The following is a 19,607-nucleotide window of genomic DNA, read 5'->3' on the forward strand; positions in this document are numbered from 1 at the left end:
GAGGAACAGGTTCTTAAACACAACGCATTCATGTATTCGAATATGTTAATGTGTGGCTCTCATTCAGCAGAGCTGCAGAAATTTCATGACCGAATCAAGCTTGTTCGCCCCATTGTCACTGGGCGGCCTGACCCTTAAAAACCGCATCGCACTGCCGCCGTTGACCCGCTCGCGAAGCTCGCAGCCGGGTGACATTCCCAACGAACTGATGGCCACCTACTACCGTCAGCGCGCCACGGCGGGTTTCATGGTCACCGAAGGCACGCAGATCGAACCGCGTGGCCAAGGCTACGCATGGACGCCAGGCATCTATAGCCAGGAACAGGTGACTGGCTGGAAGAAAGTCACCGAAGCCGTGCACCAGGAAGGCGGGGTGATTTTCTGTCAACTCTGGCATGTCGGCCGTGTTTCACACACCAGTTTGCAACCCGACAACCAGCCGCCGGTCGCGCCTTCTGCGCTGCGTGCGACTGCCGTAAAAGTCTTTATCGAGACCGGCCCCGAGGCGGGCGCATTGGCTGATCCAAGCATGCCGAGGGCGTTGAGCACCGCTGAGGTTAAAGAGTTGGTCGAGCTGTATCGGCTGGCGGCGGTCAACGCCAAAGCCGCTGGCTTCGATGGCGTGGAACTGCATTCGGCGAATGGTTATCTGCTCAACCAGTTCATCTCCGAGCACACCAACCAGCGCACCGACGAATACGGCGGCTCACTCACCAATCGCCTGCGTTTTCTGCGTGAAGTCACCGAAGCCGTGATCAGCGTATTCGGCAGCGAACGGGTCGGTGTGCGTTTCGCGCCGTTGTTCGAAACCACTGACGAAGAACGCGTGTATCTGGGGCTGGTCGAGAGCGATCCGCACGCCACCTACATTCAGGCCGCCGCCATGCTCAATGAGTTGGCCATCGGTTATCTGTCGATTGCCGAAGCCGATTGGGACAACAGCCCGGACTTGCCGCTGACTTTCCGCGCTGCACTGCGCGAAACCTTCAGCGGCCCGATCATGTACGCCGGGCGCTACACCGAAGCCAAGGCCAAAAGCATCCTCGGTCAAGGCTATGGCGATCTGTTCGGCTTCGGTCGTACGTTCATCGCCAACCCCGATCTGCCGCACCGATTGCAGAATAATTTGCCGCTGAACCCGGTCAACCCTGCGACCTTGTACGGCGGCGGCCAACAGGGCTACATCGACTATCCGTTCAGCCCGGCATAAAATGCGCCGCTAATCCCGGGGCTCGCTCCGACCGCACAGGAGCGAGCAACACATGACCGATCTGAACGAGATGCTCAAAGTCCTGGCAAGCCCGGTCAGGCGCACGGTGCTGACTTGGCTGAAAGACCCGCATACATCGTTCGCTGGCTACGAGCAGCTCTACGATTTCAGCGTCTATGGCGTCTGCGCCAGTTTGATTCAGGACAAGGCCGGGCTGGCGCAACCCGCGACCTCTTTGTGTCTTAAAGCCCTTGGCGACGTTGGCCTGGTGAAAGCCACCAAAGTTGGCAAGTGGACTTATTACCAGCGTAACGAGGAACAAGTAGCTGCCGCCATGGCGGGTTTGCTGGCAGACCTTGAAGTAAATCTCTGAATGCCGACGCGCTGATTTATTCCGCCGGAAAAATCCTACAAATCGGGCGGAAAGAACTTACATTTCCAGTCTTGGGTAACGCGCATTATTTTCCCCGGAGCAGAGCGATACGACTTGCATGATTATTATTGCCGCATAACTTCTCAACTACTGTCGAGCATATGAAAGGGGGCGCCGCAGTTTTTCAGAAGTTCTGGATTTTCCTGAGGGGAAGTTGGATTTCCGGCAATCAGTAGTCTGCAAGTCGATCGCTGGGCCTGATAAATAATTATCCCAAGAGATGGATTAAATGAAAAAGATTGTCGCTGTTACCGCCGCTACTGTTGTCATGGGCCTTGCTTCCTTCGCCAACGCCGCCACGCCGGCGAGCGGCAACCCGGGGACTGTGCGTTTCATCGGTGAAATCGTTTCCGGCGCTTGCGGTATCGACGCCAGCTCGCTGGACCAGACCGTGTCTCTGGGCCAAGTGCCGTCGAACCAGTTCAAGGCGATCGGTGATCGTTCTACGCCGACCAAGTTCGACATCATCCTGACCGACTGCGATACCGCCACCCAGAAAAACGCCCGCTTCACTTTCAGCGGCGTGCAGGATCCTGCGGTTCCGGCGCTGTTCGCCACCACCGGTCTGGCGCAAAACGTCGGCATCCGTCTGCAGGCCAGTGCCGGCGAAATGCTCGACAACGGCAAGGAGCAAGTTGCGCCGGTTGTTCTGCAAAACGGCAACAACACCGTCACTTTTGCGGCCATGTACGAAGCCACCGCCGCGACCGTGACCACCGGTGAAGCAGACAGTGTTGCCAACTTCACCGTGGCTTACAACTGATACGCCCGTATCGAGTGTTGTAAGGAAAAGGGGCGAAAGCCCCTTTTTTCTTGTTCGTTGCACTGCTGATTAAAGGGTACTTCCCGTGTACTGCCGCAAACTATTGGTGTCTTGCGTATTGATCTCCTGCGCGCGTTATTCCGCTGCGCTGGAATTCAATACCGAGTTTCTGAACATTGATCAAAATGACGATATCAGCCTCGGCCAGTTCACCCATGCGCAATACACAGTGCCGGGCAACTACTTGTTGGACATCGTGGTTAATCAACGTTATTTCGGCACTCGCTCCATCGAATTCAAACCTGGCGACAACCCGCAGGAAGGTTACGCGTGCCTGGACGAAGAACTGGTGGCCAAGTTTGGCCTTAAACCGGACTTGTTCAAAAACTTGCCGCGCCTCGCCGCAGGCCAGTGCGTGGAGTTGCGTGCCATCGACAACGCCACGATCAAATACCTGAAAAACCTCGGTCGTCTGTCGATCAGCCTGCCGCAGGCGTCGTTTGAATACGACGATCCCAATTACATTCCCCCGGCGGCCTGGAGTGACGGGCTCGATGGCGCTTTGCTGGATTACCGCTTGATCGCCAACGATCGCCAGTCCACTGCCGCTTCGGGCGACTCGCGTTCGTTGCAGAGTTACGGTACCGCCGGGCTGAACATTGATGCCTGGCGGGTGCGTGCCGACTATCAAGCCCAGCACAATTCCGGTGAGCAGAATCGCGGTTTCGACGACAAGGCGTTTCAGCTCAATCGTCTGTACGCCTATCGCGCACTGCCGGCGATTCGTTCGAAATTGTCGGTCGGCGAAGACTATTTGAACTCCGACGTGTTCGACACTTTCGCGCTACGCGGCGCGACCCTGAGCAGTGACGATCGGATGTTGCCGCCCAACCTGCGCGGCTATGCGCCGTTGATCAGCGGCCTGGCGCGCACCAACGCGACGGTTACGGTTTCGCAACAGGGCCGGGTGTTGTACTCGACCACCGTGACGCCGGGCGCGTTCAGCATTCAGGATCTGAACAGCAGCGTTCAAGGCACGCTCGACGTGACCGTGCGCGAGGAGGACGGCAGCGAGCAGACCTTCACGGTGTCCACGGCGGCGGTGCCGTTTCTGTCGCGCGAAGGCGAGTTGCGTTACAAGGTCTCGGCGGGACAGCCACGGCTGACCGGCAGTGGCGGCACAGAACCCGGGTTCGTCGCCTCGGAAATGGCTTATGGCTTGCCCCACGACTGGACGGTTTACGGCGGTGTGCTGGTGGCCAGCGATTACCTGTCAAACGCGTTCGGCGTCGGCAAAGACCTCGGCGTTTTCGGTGCGCTCTCTGCCGATATCACCACCTCGCGCGCCAAGTTGCGCTGGACTGGCGAGACGGCGGTGGGCAACTCGTACCGCATCAATTATTCCAAGCACTTCGATGGCATTGGCACCGATCTGCGCTTCCTCGGATACCGTTTTTCCGACCGGACCTTTACCAACTTCTCGCAATTCGTCGGCGACCCCGATTCCTATGCCCTGAACTCGGGCAAGCAGCGCTATTCGGTGACGCTGGCCAAGCATTTCGGCTGGCTGTCGACGAGTTTTTCCTACGATCACTCGACCTATTGGGACGCGGCCCCATCCGACCGTTTCGGCCTGTCGCTGGCGCGAAGTTTTTCCGTGGGCAACGTCAAGAACATCAACGTCAATCTGTCCGCGTACCAGACCCAGAATGCGCAGCGTAACGACTCGCAGATCTACCTCGGGGTGAGCATCCCGTTGGGCGGCAATTCGATGTTGTCGAGTAACGTCCAGCGCTCCGGTTCCGGTGGGTCATCGGCCAACGTCGGCTACAGCCACGACGATGGGCAGGGCGTGAATTACCAACTGTATGGCGGCGTGGGCGACAACAAATACGTGAATGCCTACGTCGGCAAACGTGCCTCGACGTATCGCGCCAACGCCTCCGCGACCACCGATGGCAGCACCTATCGCTCGCTGACCGGCGAACTCGACAGCTCGCTGGTCGTGACCCGTTATGGCGTGTCGGCCCATGGCAACGGTTCCAACGGCGACACCCGGCTGCTGGTGTCCACCGACGGCGTGCCGGATGTGGCGTTCACCGGCCAGGCGCGGACCAACAAGGACGGCTACGCGGTGATGGATGGCCTGCCGTCGTTTCAGGCCTATGAGGCGCGGGTCAACATGGAAAAGTTGCCGCTCAATACCGAAGTGACCAACCCGATCCAGCGCCTGGCCTTGACCGAGGGCGCAATCGGCTACGTCAACTTCGCCACCGGCCAGGGCCACAACGCGCTCGTAGCGTTGACTCAGGCCAATGGTCAGCCGGTGCCGTTCGGCGCATCGGTTCAGGACAAGGATACGAACAAGGAAGTCGCCATCGTCGGCGAGGCGGGCGTGACCTATCTGCTCGGCGCCAAAAGTGGCGCGCAACTGGTTGCGCGCTGGGACGACTCGAAAAGCTGTGCGCTTGCCGCGTTACCCGACGAAGACGTGCTGAGCAATGTCGCCAAGCCCGTGCGGTGCCTGTAATCCGGGCATCGATGGATGCCTGTTCCTTGATTTTGTGGAGAACCCTTATGTCAGTTTTCAAGATCCAGCCTTTATTCAATCGCCTGAGCCTGCTGGTCGGGTTGTGTGTCCCGCTGCTCGCCAACGCGGCCGTGGTGCCGGATCGCACGCGAGTGATTTTTGAAGAAAGTGCGCCGTCGGTGAGCGTCACCCTCAGCAACAAGAACCCGCAATTGCCCTTTGTGGTGCAGTCGTGGATCGAAGACCAGAACAGCAAAAAGGTCAGTTCACCGTTCATGGTGCTGCCGCCCTTGCAGCGCATCGAGCCTAACGAAAGCAGCGTGCTGCGCATCGTCAAGCTGCCGGATGTGGCATTGCCCGCCGATCGGGAGTCGGTGTTCTATCTCAACGTGCGCGAGATTCCACCGAAGACCGAAGCGGTGAACTCGATGCAGATTGCCCTGCAATCGAAGATCAAGTTGTTCTACCGCCCGGCGGCGGCCAAGCGTGAGCGCGGTGAAGATCTGGCGTTGCGCATGAGCCTGAAAATCGATCCGGTCGGCAAGCAGTTGCTGGTGGACAACCCTTCGCCGTTTCACATCACCGTGGTCGGGCTGCTCACGGGGCCTGACAAGACCAAAATGCCCATGGACACCATCATGATTGCGCCCTTCAGCGGCGCGCGGATTGCCCTGAGCAATACCGGTTTCAGCGAACTGCGGGTGTCGAACATGAACGACTTCGGCGGTCAGACCGACTCGCTGTTCACCTGCGCAGCCAATGTCTGCAAGGCCGTGAAGCCATGACATGCCGTGCGTTGCTCAGGCTGGGCGTTGTCGCGTTGTTGTTGGCGTTTTCTCAGGCGTCGTGGGCGCTGGTGTGCAAATCGGCGGACGGCGGCAATTACCTGAGCGAATACATCGGCCCGGTCTCGGTGCCTGACACCGTGCCCGACGGCACGATCATCTGGCGCTCGAAAACCCATGTGGTGCCCGCCGATTGCTGGAAGGTGCACGACATTCATTATCAGGAAAACGATCCGATCTATTTCTACGGCAACCCGGCCGGCCTCGACGCCACGCCATGGGGCATTGAATTCGGTCTGGTGTACCGGCAGGTCACGTCGTGGGACGGTGACTGGAGCGCCAATCCGACTCAAGGCGTGAATACCGGCGTGATCGCGCCGGGCTGCCCTAACGCCAACAATGATGCCGATATGTTGGCCTGTTCGCGTGTGACCCCGAGCATCGCGTTCCAGGTGGTGATTCGTAAACGCGGGTTGCTACCGTTGCAGCGTCCGTCACAGGACACCTACGACGTGTTTCAGTTTGACGGCCTGTACGGACTCAACGGCGGCCCGAGCAACCCGTTCGGCAACTTCCGCTTTCAACTGAGCGGCTTGCAGAACATTGTCGGCACCGCGTGTACGGTCGATGTCACCGTGACCCCGGAGCCGGGCATCGTCGACTTCGGCGTGATCCAGAAAACCGCCACCGGGTTTTCGCCGCCGAATCCGACCAAGCCGTTCAGCCTGGCGCTGGAGAAGAAATGCAGCAGCGCGATCAACATCGGCGCGACCTTCGTTACGGCCAGTCAGCAGGGTGAGTACAACGTCTTGCCTGCCGCTGACAGCCAGTTCGGTATTCAGGTCAGGGACGCGCACAACAACCTGGTGCCGATCAATGAGCCATTCCCGCTGGCGAATTTTCCGGCGGACGTCAGCCATATTGATGTGCCTTTCAGTGCCTCGGTTGTTTCGCTGGGTGACCCCAAGGTCGGGCCGTTCGAAGCGATCATGGTGGTGCAGGTGATTTACTACTGACTCTTTGATGGTGTCCGTGGGAATTTTCCTACAAGACGCTCGGATGAATCCTTCGCTGGGCATCACGCATGCTCGCCACTATGCGCTATCACGGGTCGATTGAGCGACGGAAAGACGATGGCCTTCCCACGAGTGTTGGTGCTGGAAAATCAGGGTTTCGCGCGCAGCGTGCTGGTCAGGATGCTGCAGCGACTCGGTGCGCGGGATGTGCTGCAAGCCAGCGATGGCGAACACGCCATGCTGCAACTGCATTTGCTGGGCAAAGTCGATGTGGTGTTCTGTGATCTCGGTGATCGAGGGCTGGACTGCCTGGAATTCCTGACCCGTGCCAGCCAGGGCGCAATGGTCCGTTCGGTGGTGCTGTGCGGCGAATTGCAACCGGAGTTACAGCGCACGCTGGGTCAGTTGAGCTCGCTCGCCGGGTTGCGGCTACTTGGTGTGCTGAGCCATCCGATCCAGTTGCGCGCATTGCATCGCGTCCTGCACGGATTCACCTTCACACCGCTTCCACGTCATGCACCGTTGCCACCCCGCGAGCTGCCCAGTGAAAACGATGTGCGCCGTGGCTTGGCCCTCGGCGAGTTTCGTGGCTGGTTTCAGCCGCAGTTTGATCTGCGCAGCGGTAGTGTGGTGGCGGTGGAAGCTCTGGTGCGCTGGGAACACCCGGCGCGTGGTGTGCTGTTGCCGTGCGATTTTCTCGCCGCTGTGCTCGCGTATGACCTGATCGACCAGATGTTCCTGCAATTGCTCGAACAGGGCTTGAGCCTGTTGCAGATTCTGCGTCGTCGCAATGTGAACCTGACGCTGGCGTTCAACCTGCATGCTTCGCAGTTGGCGGGCGATTGTTTGATCGAAGACATCAAGCGCACGCTGGAACGCCATGGGTTCAAAGGCTCGACGCTGGTGTTCGAGCTGGCGGAAAACGGCTTGCTCGATTGCCCGCCGCAGACCCAGGAAAACCTGTTGCGCCTGCGATTGCTTGGCTGTGGTCTGGCGATCGATGATTTCGGCGTGGGATTTTCCTCGCTGAAATGGCTTTGCCAGCTACCGTTCAACCAGATCAAGCTCGATGGCCGCTTTGTTCAGCGACTGGATCGGCCGGCTGACCGCGCGATGGTCGTCAGCACCCAGGCGCTGGTGCGGGCATTGGGCATGAGCCTCTTGATAGAAGGCATCAGCAGCCCGCGCATGCGCGACCGACTGCTGGAGCTGGGTTGCGAAACCGGCCAGGGGTTTTATCTGGAAAGGCCCATGAATGGCCATGCGCTGCTGCAATGGCTGGATAAAACCGCAGACGTACGGTAAAAAACCTGGCGCGCTCGCGAAAACATGTCGACAGAGGTTTTTATGTTTAAAGCGATGGTTGTGGACGATCATCCGTTCATTCGCTCTTCGGTCAAAATGCTGCTCAAGCAAGAAAACTTCGACGTGGTGGCTGAAGCGGATAATGGCGCCGATGCGGTGCAAATGGCCCGCGAGCACGCCCCGGATCTGATCGTGCTCGACATCGGCATGCCCAAACTGGACGGCCTCGAAGTGATTTCGCGGATCAGCGGGCTGGGCCTGTCGTCGAAGATTCTGGTGCTGACTTCGCAATCGGCGCAGTTCTATTCGATGCGTTGCATGAAGGCCGGTGCGGCCGGATTCATCTCCAAGACCAACGACATCAACGAGCTGATCAAAGCCATCAAAGCGGTCATGGATGGCTACACCTTCTTTCCCAATCTGGCTGGCAGTTCGGTACGGCGCAGCGATGTCGAGGCCACGGAGCTGGACCTGATTCAGACCTTGTCCGACCGCGAGCTGACTATCCTGCAACAGTTGGCCAATGGTCTGAGCAACAAGGAGATCGGCGAGGCGATGCTGCTCAGCAACAAGACTGTCAGCACCTACAAGACGCGCCTGATCGAAAAGCTCAACGTCAAATCGGTGGTCTACCTCGCTGATTTCGCCAAACGCAATCACTTGGTCTAGATGAATATTTCCGTCAAAAAATGCCTGGCCATTGTCTGGCTGCTCGGCACCTTCGGCGTGTTCAGCGCAGCGGCTGCCGAACCCGATGCCTTGCAAGTGCTCGGCCGTTCGACGGTGGACGAGTATTCAGTCTCTCTTGATGAAGCAGACTGGCAGTGGCTGCGGCACAAACGCAGCTTGCTGCTCGGTGCATCAGCGCCCGATTACTCGCCGTTCGGCATCACCGGCAACAGCAACGATTACGAAGGCCTGACGGCGGATTACGCGCAGTTGGTCTCGCAACTGTTGCACATCAAAGTCGAGGTGCGGCGTTATGCGTCGCGCGCCGAAGTGCTCACCGCGCTGAAGAACGGTGAGATCGACCTGCTTGGCACCGCCAACGGTTTTGAGGCCAGCGATCCGCAGCTGGCGATGTCCGATGCTTATGCCGACGATCAACCAACGCTGGTGACCCGCGTCGGTGATAGCCAGAACCTGCCGGCAGACCTGGCCGGCAAGCGTGTGGCCATGCTCTATCACTATCTGCCGCCGGACACGGTCAAGGCGTTTTACCCCAAAGCCACGGTGCAGCTCTATCCATCGACCCTGAGCGCAATCGGCGCCGTGGCGTTCGGTCAGGCTGACGTCTATCTCGGCGACTCGATCAGCTCCAATTACCTGATCAGCAAGAACTACCTGAACAACGTCCAGCTCAGCGATTTCTCGCGCATGGAAGTGCAGCCGTTTGCGTTCGCCGTGGCTCGGGACAACGCGCGTCTGCTGCGAATTCTCAACGTGGCGCTGAAGGCTATTCCGGTCGACGAACGCATGACGATTCTGCGCCGCTGGAATGCCGGTGGCGCGACAATGCCAGGGCGCAAGGTATTGCACTTCAGCGTCAGTGAGCAGCGCTGGCTGAATCAGCACCCGCGGATAAAAGTCGCGATCAACGAAAACTTTCTGCCGCTGACGTTCATCGACGACGACGGTAACTTTCGCGGCATCAGCGCCGACGTGCTGGCGAAGATCAGCCTGCGCACCGGCCTGAAATTCGATTTGCAGCGCGCTGACTCGGTGCATGACCTGATCGACCGGGTGACCGATGGCGAAGCTGACATGCTGGCCGCGTTCACCCCGAGTGTGGAGCGCGAAAACGAGCTGCGCTTCACCCGGCCGTACCTGACCAATCCGTTTGTACTGGTCACGCCGGTTGGCGCTGATCGGCCGCAAACCCTGGACCAGATGGCCGGCAAACGCCTGGCGTTGATTCGCGGCAACGTGCTGCGTGAATATCTGATCGAGCATTATCCTCGGGTGCAACTGCTGCCAGCGGACAACGCCGTCGACGCCATGGCCATGGTCGAGCGCGGTGACGCCGACGGCGCGATCAACTCTTTGATCAGCGCGCGTTACATGATCTCCCGCCAGTACCGCAATCGCCTGCAAGTCACCAGCACCGTCGGCACCTTGCCGGCGCGCATCGCGTTTGCGACCAATCGTGGCGCGCTGGAACTCTATTCGATTCTCGACAAGGCTTTGCTGAGCATCCCCCCGGAGGAAATGGACGAGCTGACCAATCGCTGGCGCAGCGAGATCGTCATCGATGACAGCTATTGGCTGCGCAACCGCAGTGCGATCATTCAGGGCTTCGTGGTGGCGGGCGTGTTGTTGCTGGTGGCGCTGGGCTGGATTGCCTATTTGCGTTTGCTGATCCGCAAACGCCGGCAGGCCGAAGCCGCGCTGAATGATCAGATGGAGTTCATGCGCGTGTTGATCGACGGCACGCCGCACCCGATTTACGTGCGCGACCGCAATGGTCGTTTGATGACCTGCAACAGCGGTTACCTGAAAGTGTTCGGCGTCGAGCGCGACGCGGTGATCGGCAAAACCGTGACTGAAGGCGTGCTCAATGACGCTGATGAGGCGCGCGCCTATCACGAGGATTATTTGCAGGTCATGGACGAAGGTCTGCCGCGTATTCAGGATCGCCGGCTGACGTTGGCGCAGGGGCGAGTACTGACGATCTACCACTGGATGCTGCCGTATCGCGGCAGTGACGGTGCGGTGAGCGGCATGATTGCCGGATGGATCGACGTCAGCGAACGTCAGCAGCTGTTGCAGCAATTGCAGGAAGCGAAGGAGGGCGCCGACGACGCCAACCGGGCGAAAACCACGTTCCTGGCGACCATGAGCCACGAAATCCGCACGCCGATGAACGCGGTGATCGGCATGCTCGAATTGGCGATGAAAAAAGCCGATCAAGGCGTTCTGGATCGTTTCGCCATCGAAGTCGCCTCCGGTGCCGCGCGCGGTTTGCTCGATCTGATCGGCGACATTCTCGACATCGCGCGGATTGAATCCGGGCGTCTGTCACTGGCCCCGGAGCGCGCCAATCTGCGTGAACAGATCGAATCGGTAGCGCGTATTTTTGACGGCCTCGCACGGCAAAAGCAGCTGCGCTTGCAGCTCAATCTCGATGCGCTGAGCAATGTTGAAGTGCTGGTCGACCCGCTGCGCTTCAAGCAGATCCTGTCGAATCTGGTGAGCAACGCAATCAAATTCACCGACACCGGGCATGTGCGCCTGAGCGTGCAAGTCGATACGAATGGCGGGCCGGAGCGGTTAGCGCTGTGTGTGCGGGTCGAGGACAGTGGCCGCGGTATTTCGCTGGAGGATCAGCAGCGGCTGTTCAGCCCGTTCACCCAGGCTGGCAATCACGGACAGACGTCGCGTGGCGGCTCCGGGCTGGGCCTGGTGATCAGCCGCACACTGTGCGAAATGATGGGCGGCACCTTGGTGCTGCACAGCACGCCGGGGCAGGGCACGCAGATTGAAGTGCGGCTGGATTTGCCGTTGCTTGAACCACTGGCTCATGTGCCGGTGGCCGAGGTAGAACCGGTTGAAGTCAGTCGCGCGTTGAATATTTTGGTGATCGATGACTACCCGGCCAATCGTCTGCTGCTGTCGCAGCAACTGAGTTATCTCGGTCACCGGGTCACGGATGCCGAGGACGGTGCCCATGGTCTGCGCGCGTGGCGCAATGAGCACTTCGACGTGGTGATTACCGACTGCAACATGCCGATCATGAACGGCTATGAACTGGTCAGGGCGATTCGTGACGAGGAGGCCGCACGCGGCTTGTCGCGCAGTCTGGTGCTCGGCTTCACGGCGAATGCGCAGATTGAAGAGAAGCAGCGCTGCGCCGAAGCCGGCATGGACGACTGCCTGTTCAAACCGATCAGCCTTGAAAGTCTCAACGCACGGCTGGCTTCGGTCACACCGCAGCCTCGCGCAGAACCAGACGACATGCCGGCGGCGCCCGGCCCGGGCGACATAGACCTGAGCAGCCTCGAGCAACTGACTCGCGGCGATCAGGCCTCCATCAAAAGCCTGCTGGCCGATCTGGCGACCAGCAACGATGACGACATGGCCAAGCTGATCCGCTTGTTCAGTCACAACGACTTGCCCGGCCTGGCCGATCTGGCGCACCGGGTAAAAGGTGGTGCGCGAATCATCAAGGCGCAGGCGTTGATTGAGGCCTGCGAAGCGTTGGAAGTCGCCAGCGAGGGCATGGATGCCCCAGCGCTGACCGAGGCGGTCGACAACTTGCAGCAGGCCATGGAGCGGCTGGCCGGGCAATTGGAGATCCATCTGGCTTGATCGAGTGGTTTTTCCTGTTAACGCGTGACCGCTGATTGGCGTGGGAAAATTCCTACAAATGTAGGGAATTTTCCTACTCTTTTCCTCCGCTCTGATCTCTAAATTAGGTACCTCAACTGAGCCACTGGCCTCCCGTCAGATGCTGCTCAGCCTTATGCCATGGGCATTTGCATCGCCGGATCGGCGGTAAGACTGAGGTACTGAACATGACGACCCTTCACCCGAAAAAATCTTCGATTCTGGTTCTGTCGCCACTGGCGATGGCCATCTTCATGCTGCAGCCGATGCAGGCGCAGGCGTTTACTTCGACGGTCAACAACGGCGCGGTCGTTGACGGCGAAACCGTGACGGGAGGGCAGCAGACCATCGGCACTAACGGTACGGCGAACAATAGCCTGATCGAGGTGACCGGCACTCAGGTTGTATTCCTGAATGGCGTGTCGAGTGATGCCACGGTCAATGGTCTTCAAACGGTGCAAGGCGGTACGTCCAATCGCTCTATCGTCAACGCTGGCGGCAGACAGGATTTGAGGATGGGGGGTATCTCTAGCGGCACCGTTTTGAATGGTGGTATGCAGACTGTGGAAGCACTCAATAAATTCGGCCATAGCCGCGCCATTGGCACTGAGATTAACGCTGGCGGCGTGCAAGCTGTTTCGTTTGATGGCGTAGCTGTCGATACGGTTATCAATGACGGCGGGGTGCAGACCCTGCACAGCCTAGGCATGGCCGATAGGACCGTGGTGCACACCGGTGGTGTGCAGAACATCGAGCGCGGTATCCTGGGCGGTGCGGTGGCAACCGGTACCTTGATCGACGGTGGCGTGCAAAACGTAAGAGACACCGGCACTGCCAACAGCAGTACCGTCAGCAACGGCGGCCAGGTCAACCTGTACAGCGGCGCCCAGGCTAACGGCCTGGTGGCAGAGGCGGGCGGCACGGTCAATGTGATGGAAAACGGCGTGAAGACGGTCGATTCGCTGACCCTCAACGGCGGCCGTCTGGCGTTCATGCCGAGCACCGATGGTACGTTCAAGACGTTTACCGTCAATGCATTGTCCGGCAGCGGCAGCATCTCGATGAACACTGACATCGCCACCGCCCATGATGATTTGCTGGTGGTTGAGGGGGCCGGCCTGGCGAATGGCGACCACACTTTGATCGTGGGCGACTCGGGCCATGAACCGACTACGTCTGACGGGCGTTTGCTGCTGGTCGACACCAACGGCGGTAACGCGAAGTTCGGTCTGTACGGCGGGCATGTCGACGCGGGCGCGTTCCGCTACACATTGCAGCAGGAAGGCAATGACTGGGTACTGGCGAGTGGCGGAACGACTCCAGTGACGCCGGTTGATCCGGTGAATCCAGTCGACCCGGTCAACCCGGTGGATCCGGTAAACCCGGTTAACCCGGTTAACCCGGTGGATCCGGTAAACCCGGTAAACCCGGTTAACCCGGTGGATCCGGTAAACCCGGTAAACCCGGTGGATCCGGTAAACCCGGTAAACCCGGTAAACCCGGTAAACCCAGTAAACCCGGTCGATCCCGTAAACCCTGTTGATCCAGGCAAACCCGTAGACCCGGTAACCCCGGTTCGCCCGGTCAATCCGGCCCCGGAAAACCTGTCCAAGGGCGCCAACGCCGCCGTGGCCGCGCACACCGCCAGCGCCAGTCTCTGGAGTGCGCAGATGAATGCGTTGGTCAAACGCATGGGCGAATTGCGCATGGGCAAGGATGACGGTGGCGTCTGGACGCGTGCCATCAGCAAGCGCTTCGATATCAGCGAGCAATCCAGTCGTGCCTATACCCAAGACATTTCCGGCGTAGAGATCGGTGCGGACAAGGCTTTCGCGCTGAACAGCGGCAAGGTCTACGTCGGTGGCATGGTGGGTACCGCTCAGTCGGACCTGGAGTTCGGTGAAGGTGCGTCCGGCAAAATCGACAGCAAGATGTTCGGCGTTTACGCCACCTATCTGCACGACAACGGCATCTACGTCGACAGCGTTTTGAAGTACAGCCGTTTCGACAACGACATCAAGATGCCAAGCAACCTTGGAGAGTCGGTCAAGGGATCGTATAAAACCAACGGCGTGGGCGCGACTGTCGAGGTCGGCAAACAGATCAAACTGGGCAACGGCTGGTTCGTCGAGCCGCAAGTGGAACTGACCGCAACCCGTACTCAGGGCGCGAGCTACACCGCGAGCAATGGCCTGAAGGTCAAGTCCGACGACATGGATTCCCTGCAAAGCCGCGTCGGTTCGTTGTTCGGCCGCAGCATGGAACTGAGCAACGGCATGAAGGCCAAGCCCTACGTGAAAGCCTCTTACGTTACCGAACACGCTGGCAGCAGCAAAGTCAGCGTCAACGGCAACAAACTGGATGCTGAAGTGCCGGGCAATCGTGTCGAGTTGGGTTTTGGCGGTGTGCTGCAAGTCAGCGAAAAGAGCAAGATTTCCATCGATGCCGAATACGCCAAGGGCAACTCCATCGAACAACCGTGGGGTGTCAGCGTGGGCTATCGCTACCTCTGGTAAGGCTGGAAACGTCGCGGATGCTTGGGACATTTCGTACAAGCATCGCGGCATTTTCCTGAATAGATTGGCGCTTGAATGCCGGACACTGTCCTGAACAACAGAGGAGTTGACTACCATGCCCTGCCTTCCACTTCGCGTACTGGTTCTTGAGGATCACACGTTCCAGCGCTCCGTGGCGGTGAGCATGCTCAAGCATCTGGGCTGCAGTGAAGTGCTGGAGGCGGTCGATGGCGCGCAGGCGTTGGCGCTGCTGGAGACTTCAGGCCCGGTCGATATCGCGCTGTGCGATTTGCAGATGGAGGGCATGGACGGTCTGGAGTTCATCCAGCGCATTGGAGCGAGCGGGCAAGTGCGCTCGATCATCATCAGCAGCTCGTTGTCGGCGGATTTACGCCGCGCGGTGCGGCAGATCGTTTCGCTGCTGGGGCTGGAGTTTCTTGGCGACGTCGGTAAACCCTTGCACGCCGAGGCGTTGGGCAAACTGTTGAATAAACAGTTGAACGCCTGCCCGGTGCCGGCATCGCCAGCCGCCGTGGCAACGGACCCGGCCAGTGAATCAGACGTACGCCGGGCGCTCGCCACGCAGCAATTCAAAGCGTTTTACCAGCCCAAGTTCAACCTGCAAACCGGCGATGTGTGTGGTGTCGAAGTGCTTGCGCGTTGGCTGGATCCCTGCAAGGGCGTGATTTCTCCGGCGGCGTTTCTGCCGACGCTTGAGCGCTGTGGCCTGATGGATCAGTGGTTGTATGCGCAAATGGATCAAGCGCTGCACGTACAGGCGCAAGCCAGGCATCAAGGCTTCGCGTTGAACATGGCGTTCAACCTGCATGCTGCGCAATTGGCCAACCCTGAACTGGCGAGCAACATCCGCCAGTTGCTGACACGTCATGGCGCTGCGGGAAGCGCAGTGACGTTCGAGGTGACAGAGAGTGGGCTGCTGGAGGCGCCGACCATCAGTCTGGAAAGTCTGGTGCGCCTGCGCATGATGGGCTGCAGGCTGTCGATCGACGACTTCGGCGCCGGATTTTCTTCACTGCAACGCCTGTGTCAACTGCCGTTCAACGAAATCAAACTGGACGCCGAATTCGTCCGCACGCTGGAACACGAACCGCGCTGCCTGGCGGTCATCGGCAGCACCCTGGCGTTGGGCGAAACCCTCGGCATGTCAGTGGTCATCGAAGGCATCGAAACCGAAGCGCAGTGTCAGCAATTGCGCGCGCTCGGCTGCACGCAAGGGCAGGGCTACTGGTACGCCCGACCCATGGCCGCTGAAGATCTGCTGAAATGGTTGCCCCGAGCAAACGCTGCTCAGAACGCCTGACCCCTCACAATCGCGCCGCGCCGGCCGATAACCTTGCACACGGCTGATTGCTCCAGCGACACGCGGCTGACGGGTTGTATGTGAAAAATACAGAACGTCCGCTTGCTGTCCGGAGTCTACGGTCAATAATCCATGCAAGCAGTCTCAAGAGTCACGCCATGGAAGGTGGCACATTATTTGGGCGAGGGCGTCATGACAGATTTTTCAGAACTATTCCCGCCACCCAGTGGCTGTCAGGGATGCAAGCGTAGCGGCGGATCCGATCTGGATTTTTCCTTTGCCTATCAACCGATCGTCGATCTGCGTGATCGAACGGTTTTCGCCCATGAGGCGCTGGTCAGAGGGCCGAATGGCGAAGGCGCCTTGACGGTGCTCAGTCAGATCGACGACCAGAATCGATACCGGTTCGATCAGCTATGTCGGGTGCGCGCGATATCCACCGCGGCGCAGCTTGGCATGACGCAGCACTTGTCGATCAACTTTCTGCCCAACGCGGTTTACCGCCCGGAGCTGTGTATTCGCAGCACCCTTGAAGCCGCGCGCACGCACAACTTCCCACTGGATCGGTTGATCTTCGAGGCGGTTGAAAGTGAACACGTAGAAAGCAACAAACATTTGACGAACATTCTGCGCGAGTACCGTGAGTTTGGCTTCAAGACCGCCATTGACGACTTCGGCGCAGGCTATTCAGGCTTGAATCTGCTGGCGGATTTTCAGCCGGACCTGATCAAACTCGACATGGCGCTGATCCGCGATGTCCACCTTGATCGTGTACGCCAGGTGATCGTGCGCAGTGTGGTGAATATGTGCATGGAGTTGGGCGTCGAGGTGATCGCCGAAGGCATCGAGCTGCCCGAGGAGCGCGACTTCCTCGCCGACTGCGGTATTTATCTGATGCAGGGATTCTGGTTCGCCAAACCTGCGTTCAAGTCTTTGGCCGAGATACCGGACAATGCCTGGCCATCGCTCTCGGAATGAATTAATCATCGCCAGGCATGTCCGAGTTTTATTCGCGCAGCGCGCCTGTGTGCCAGCAACTTCCTTTCATGCAGGAGCTTCATTTGTCCGTCCAGGTTCGCAACAACGTCCGTGTTCGAGGTTCGGGGCCGGCGACGCTGGTATTCGCCCACGGTTTTGGCTGCGACCAGAATATGTGGCGGCTGGTAGAGCCTGCCTTCAGCGAAGGCTATCAAACCGTGCTGTTCGACATTGTCGGCTGTGGCAAATCGGATCTTGCGGCCTATGACGTCGCGCGCTATTCGTCCCTCAAAGGCTATGCGCAAGACATCATCGAGATCATCGAGGAATGCGCGGACGCCCCGGTGATTTTTGTCGGCCACTCGGTGAGTGCGATGGCCGGCGTGCTTGCCGCCAATATGCGCCCGGGGCTGATCGGCGCCCACGTGATGGTGGGGCCGTCGCCGTCGTATATAAATGACGGCGATTACTTTGGTGGATTCAGTCGGGAGGACATCGAATCGCTGCTGGAAACCCTGGAAAGCAATTATCTCGGTTGGTCGAGTGCGATGGCGCCGGCGATCATGGGCGCGCCTGAGCAGCCTGAACTTGGCGCGGAACTGACCAATAGCTTCTGTCAGACCGACCCGGAAATCGCCCGGCGTTTCGCCCGCGTGACGTTCCTCTCGGACAATCGCAGCGACGTGGCGAAGCTGGACGCGCCAGCGCTGATCCTTCAGTCCAACGAAGACATCATCGCGCCCGTCGAGGTCGGCGAATACCTGCATCGGGTGATCCCGCACAGTCGACTGGACGTGATCGACAACGTCGGTCATTGCCCGCACCTGAGTGCGCCAGACCTTTGCATCGATGCGATCCGAAGCTTCCTCGCAAGCGTTCAGGATCGCATCGTCAATGCCGGTTGATCCTGTCCAGCTGCCGGACGCCGAAGCACTTTTCGAGCACGCGACCTGCGCACTGATCATCACTGACAAGACCGGCCTGATCCTCAGAGCCAATGCCACGTTTTGCGGCTGGCTCGGATATGCCCGCGAGCAACTGGTGGGGCGGCGCAAGTTGCAGGAACTGCTGAATATCGGCGGGCGGATTTTTCATCAGACTCACTGGATGCCGCTGTTGCAGATGCAGGGTTCGATTTCCGAGGTCAAACTTGAGTTCAAGGCGCAGGACGGCAAGACCCTGCCGATGATCCTCAACGTCGTCAGGCGCGAACACCCGACTGGCACCTTCGACGAAGTGTCGGCGTTCGTGGTGATCGAACGTCATCGGTTCGAGCAGGAAGTGTTGATCTCCAAGCGCCAGGCCGAGGACTCGCTGGCCGCGCACCTGGCGCTGCAACGCGACCTCTCGGTCGCTGATGCAAGGCTGCGCGTTGCGCTGGAATCGGCGCAGATGCACGTATGGGATGTCGATCCGGTGACCCGTGAGCGCCGCTACGACGACAGCGTCGCGCAGTTGTTGGGTTATGCGTCGAGTCAGACGGTCAGCGCTGCCGAATACTCAAGCTGCATCGAGCCCAAGGATCTGCACAAGGAGGTCGATCTGTTTGCTGCGGCACTCGGATCTGTCGCCCAGGAGTATCGATGCATCTACCGCTTGAATGGCATTGACGGCGTGCAGCGCACCGTACTTTCGACCGGGCGCGCGGCGTTTGATCCGGATGACCGGCTCGTGCAGTTTGTCGGCATTCTCCACGACATCACCGATGTCACTCGAGCTGCCGAAGACCGCGCGTTGTTCGCCGAACAGATGGTCGGGATTGTCAGCCATGACCTGCGCAATCCGCTGTCGGTGATCTCGATGGCGGCGGAAATGCTCGAGCGCCAGGGGCTTACGCCAAAGCAGCAGAAATTCGTTTCTCATGCGCAAGACGCCGCGCAGCGTGCGCGCAGGTTGATCAATGATCTGCTGGACTTCACCCAGGCGCGGATCGGGCGCGGTATCGGCGTAACCACCGGGCCTGTCGACCTGCACAGGTTGATCGGCGGGACCGTCGAGCAACTGCGCATCGTTTATCCGGCACGCGAGCTCGTCCACATCAGTCATGGCGAGGGTGCGTGCATTGCCGATGCCGACCGACTGTCCCAGCTGGCCGGCAATCTGATTTCCAACGCGGTCGCGTACGGTGCAGTTGACCGCCCGATAACCGTCTCCACCGTAGTGACCCACGACTGTTTTGAATTGGCGGTACACAACTGGGGGACGCCGATTCCCGAGCAGTTCATCGCCAATGTCTTCAGTCCGATGACCCGCGGCGTGAATCTCCCGCAGGGCACGCGCAGCGTGGGTCTGGGATTGTTCATCGTCAGCGAAATCGTCAAGGCCCACGGCGGTACGGTTGCAGTGACATCGACGGCAGAAGAAGGGACGACCTTCAAAGGTGTTTTTCCGCTGATCTGACTTGGTCATCGGCAGTTTATTTTT

At 59.3% G+C, this 19,607-nt stretch carries 14 protein-coding genes; all 14 read left to right on the forward strand.

The window, feature by feature from the left end; all coding sequences use genetic code 11:
- Positions 1–85 precede the first annotated feature (85 nt).
- On the forward strand, positions 86–1,210 hold the full coding sequence (locus ACP7EE_RS11425) for an alkene reductase (RefSeq protein ID WP_426234583.1): 1,125 nt from the start codon (positions 86–88) through the stop codon (positions 1,208–1,210).
- A gap of 52 nt (positions 1,211–1,262) precedes the next feature.
- Positions 1,263–1,583 carry an ArsR/SmtB family transcription factor gene (locus ACP7EE_RS11430; RefSeq protein ID WP_426234584.1) on the forward strand — a complete coding sequence of 107 codons (321 nt, stop codon included), beginning with the start codon at positions 1,263–1,265 and terminating at the stop codon, positions 1,581–1,583.
- 289 nt (positions 1,584–1,872) lie between these two features.
- The gene (locus tag ACP7EE_RS11435) at positions 1,873–2,406 is read left to right on the forward strand and encodes a fimbrial protein (protein WP_261735259.1); all 534 of its coding nucleotides are present in this window, start codon (positions 1,873–1,875) and stop codon (positions 2,404–2,406) included.
- 85 nt (positions 2,407–2,491) lie between these two features.
- Positions 2,492–4,936 (forward strand): fimbria/pilus outer membrane usher protein, encoded by a 2,445-nt coding sequence (locus tag ACP7EE_RS11440; RefSeq protein ID WP_426234585.1) that lies wholly within the window; start codon positions 2,492–2,494, stop codon positions 4,934–4,936.
- A gap of 47 nt (positions 4,937–4,983) precedes the next feature.
- The gene (locus tag ACP7EE_RS11445) at positions 4,984–5,721 is read left to right on the forward strand and encodes a fimbrial biogenesis chaperone (RefSeq protein ID WP_426234586.1); all 738 of its coding nucleotides are present in this window, start codon (positions 4,984–4,986) and stop codon (positions 5,719–5,721) included.
- Positions 5,718–6,737 carry a fimbrial protein gene (locus ACP7EE_RS11450; protein ID WP_426234587.1) on the forward strand — a complete coding sequence of 340 codons (1,020 nt, stop codon included), beginning with the start codon at positions 5,718–5,720 and terminating at the stop codon, positions 6,735–6,737. Before ACP7EE_RS11445 ends, ACP7EE_RS11450 begins: the two co-directional genes overlap by 4 nt.
- Positions 6,738–6,854: 117 nt before the next feature.
- Positions 6,855–8,042 carry an EAL domain-containing response regulator gene (locus tag ACP7EE_RS11455; protein WP_426234588.1) on the forward strand — a complete coding sequence of 396 codons (1,188 nt, stop codon included), beginning with the start codon at positions 6,855–6,857 and terminating at the stop codon, positions 8,040–8,042.
- Positions 8,043–8,084: 42 nt separating this feature from the next.
- Entirely contained in the window at positions 8,085–8,711 is a 627-nt protein-coding gene (locus ACP7EE_RS11460; protein WP_420650251.1) for a response regulator, read from the forward strand.
- Positions 8,712–12,350, forward strand: a complete 3,639-nt coding sequence (locus ACP7EE_RS11465) for a transporter substrate-binding domain-containing protein (RefSeq protein WP_426234589.1) — start codon at positions 8,712–8,714, stop codon at positions 12,348–12,350.
- Positions 12,351–12,556: 206 nt separating this feature from the next.
- The gene (locus tag ACP7EE_RS11470; protein ID WP_426234590.1) at positions 12,557–14,884 is read left to right on the forward strand and encodes an autotransporter outer membrane beta-barrel domain-containing protein; all 2,328 of its coding nucleotides are present in this window, start codon (positions 12,557–12,559) and stop codon (positions 14,882–14,884) included.
- Between the two features lie 115 nt (positions 14,885–14,999).
- Positions 15,000–16,205: an EAL domain-containing response regulator gene (locus ACP7EE_RS11475; RefSeq protein WP_426234591.1), complete on the forward strand. Its 1,206-nt coding sequence runs from the start codon at positions 15,000–15,002 to the stop codon at positions 16,203–16,205.
- A 192-nt stretch (positions 16,206–16,397) separates the two neighbouring features.
- A complete protein-coding gene (locus ACP7EE_RS11480) occupies positions 16,398–17,183 on the forward strand; it encodes an EAL domain-containing protein (protein WP_426234592.1) in 786 nt (261 codons plus the stop codon).
- Between the two features lie 83 nt (positions 17,184–17,266).
- Positions 17,267–18,088: an alpha/beta fold hydrolase gene (locus ACP7EE_RS11485; protein ID WP_426234593.1), complete on the forward strand. Its 822-nt coding sequence runs from the start codon at positions 17,267–17,269 to the stop codon at positions 18,086–18,088.
- Positions 18,078–19,583, forward strand: a complete 1,506-nt coding sequence (locus tag ACP7EE_RS11490) for a PAS domain-containing sensor histidine kinase (protein WP_426234594.1) — start codon at positions 18,078–18,080, stop codon at positions 19,581–19,583. The genes ACP7EE_RS11485 and ACP7EE_RS11490 overlap by 11 nt, the downstream gene beginning before the upstream one ends.
- The last annotated feature ends 24 nt before the right edge of the window (positions 19,584–19,607 follow it).

The organism is Pseudomonas sp. TWP3-2, assembly GCF_049897765.1.
Lineage (GTDB): Bacteria > Pseudomonadota > Gammaproteobacteria > Pseudomonadales > Pseudomonadaceae > Aquipseudomonas.

What these genes read in the sequence shown, in the direction of transcription:
- ACP7EE_RS11425 (WP_426234583.1), top strand. Translation starts at nt 86, where the DNA reads ATGACCGAATCAAGCTTGTTCGCCCCATTGTCACTGGGCGGCCTGACC.
- ACP7EE_RS11430 (WP_426234584.1), top strand. Translation starts at nt 1,263, where the DNA reads ATGACCGATCTGAACGAGATGCTCAAAGTCCTGGCAAGCCCGGTCAGG.
- ACP7EE_RS11435 (WP_261735259.1), top strand. Translation starts at nt 1,873, where the DNA reads ATGAAAAAGATTGTCGCTGTTACCGCCGCTACTGTTGTCATGGGCCTT.
- ACP7EE_RS11445 (WP_426234586.1), top strand. Translation starts at nt 4,984, where the DNA reads ATGTCAGTTTTCAAGATCCAGCCTTTATTCAATCGCCTGAGCCTGCTG.
- ACP7EE_RS11450 (WP_426234587.1), top strand. Translation starts at nt 5,718, where the DNA reads ATGACATGCCGTGCGTTGCTCAGGCTGGGCGTTGTCGCGTTGTTGTTG.
- ACP7EE_RS11455 (WP_426234588.1), top strand. Translation starts at nt 6,855, where the DNA reads ATGGCCTTCCCACGAGTGTTGGTGCTGGAAAATCAGGGTTTCGCGCGC.
- ACP7EE_RS11460 (WP_420650251.1), top strand. Translation starts at nt 8,085, where the DNA reads ATGTTTAAAGCGATGGTTGTGGACGATCATCCGTTCATTCGCTCTTCG.
- ACP7EE_RS11465 (WP_426234589.1), top strand. Translation starts at nt 8,712, where the DNA reads ATGAATATTTCCGTCAAAAAATGCCTGGCCATTGTCTGGCTGCTCGGC.
- ACP7EE_RS11470 (WP_426234590.1), top strand. Translation starts at nt 12,557, where the DNA reads ATGACGACCCTTCACCCGAAAAAATCTTCGATTCTGGTTCTGTCGCCA.
- ACP7EE_RS11475 (WP_426234591.1), top strand. Translation starts at nt 15,000, where the DNA reads ATGCCCTGCCTTCCACTTCGCGTACTGGTTCTTGAGGATCACACGTTC.
- ACP7EE_RS11480 (WP_426234592.1), top strand. Translation starts at nt 16,398, where the DNA reads ATGACAGATTTTTCAGAACTATTCCCGCCACCCAGTGGCTGTCAGGGA.
- ACP7EE_RS11490 (WP_426234594.1), top strand. Translation starts at nt 18,078, where the DNA reads ATGCCGGTTGATCCTGTCCAGCTGCCGGACGCCGAAGCACTTTTCGAG.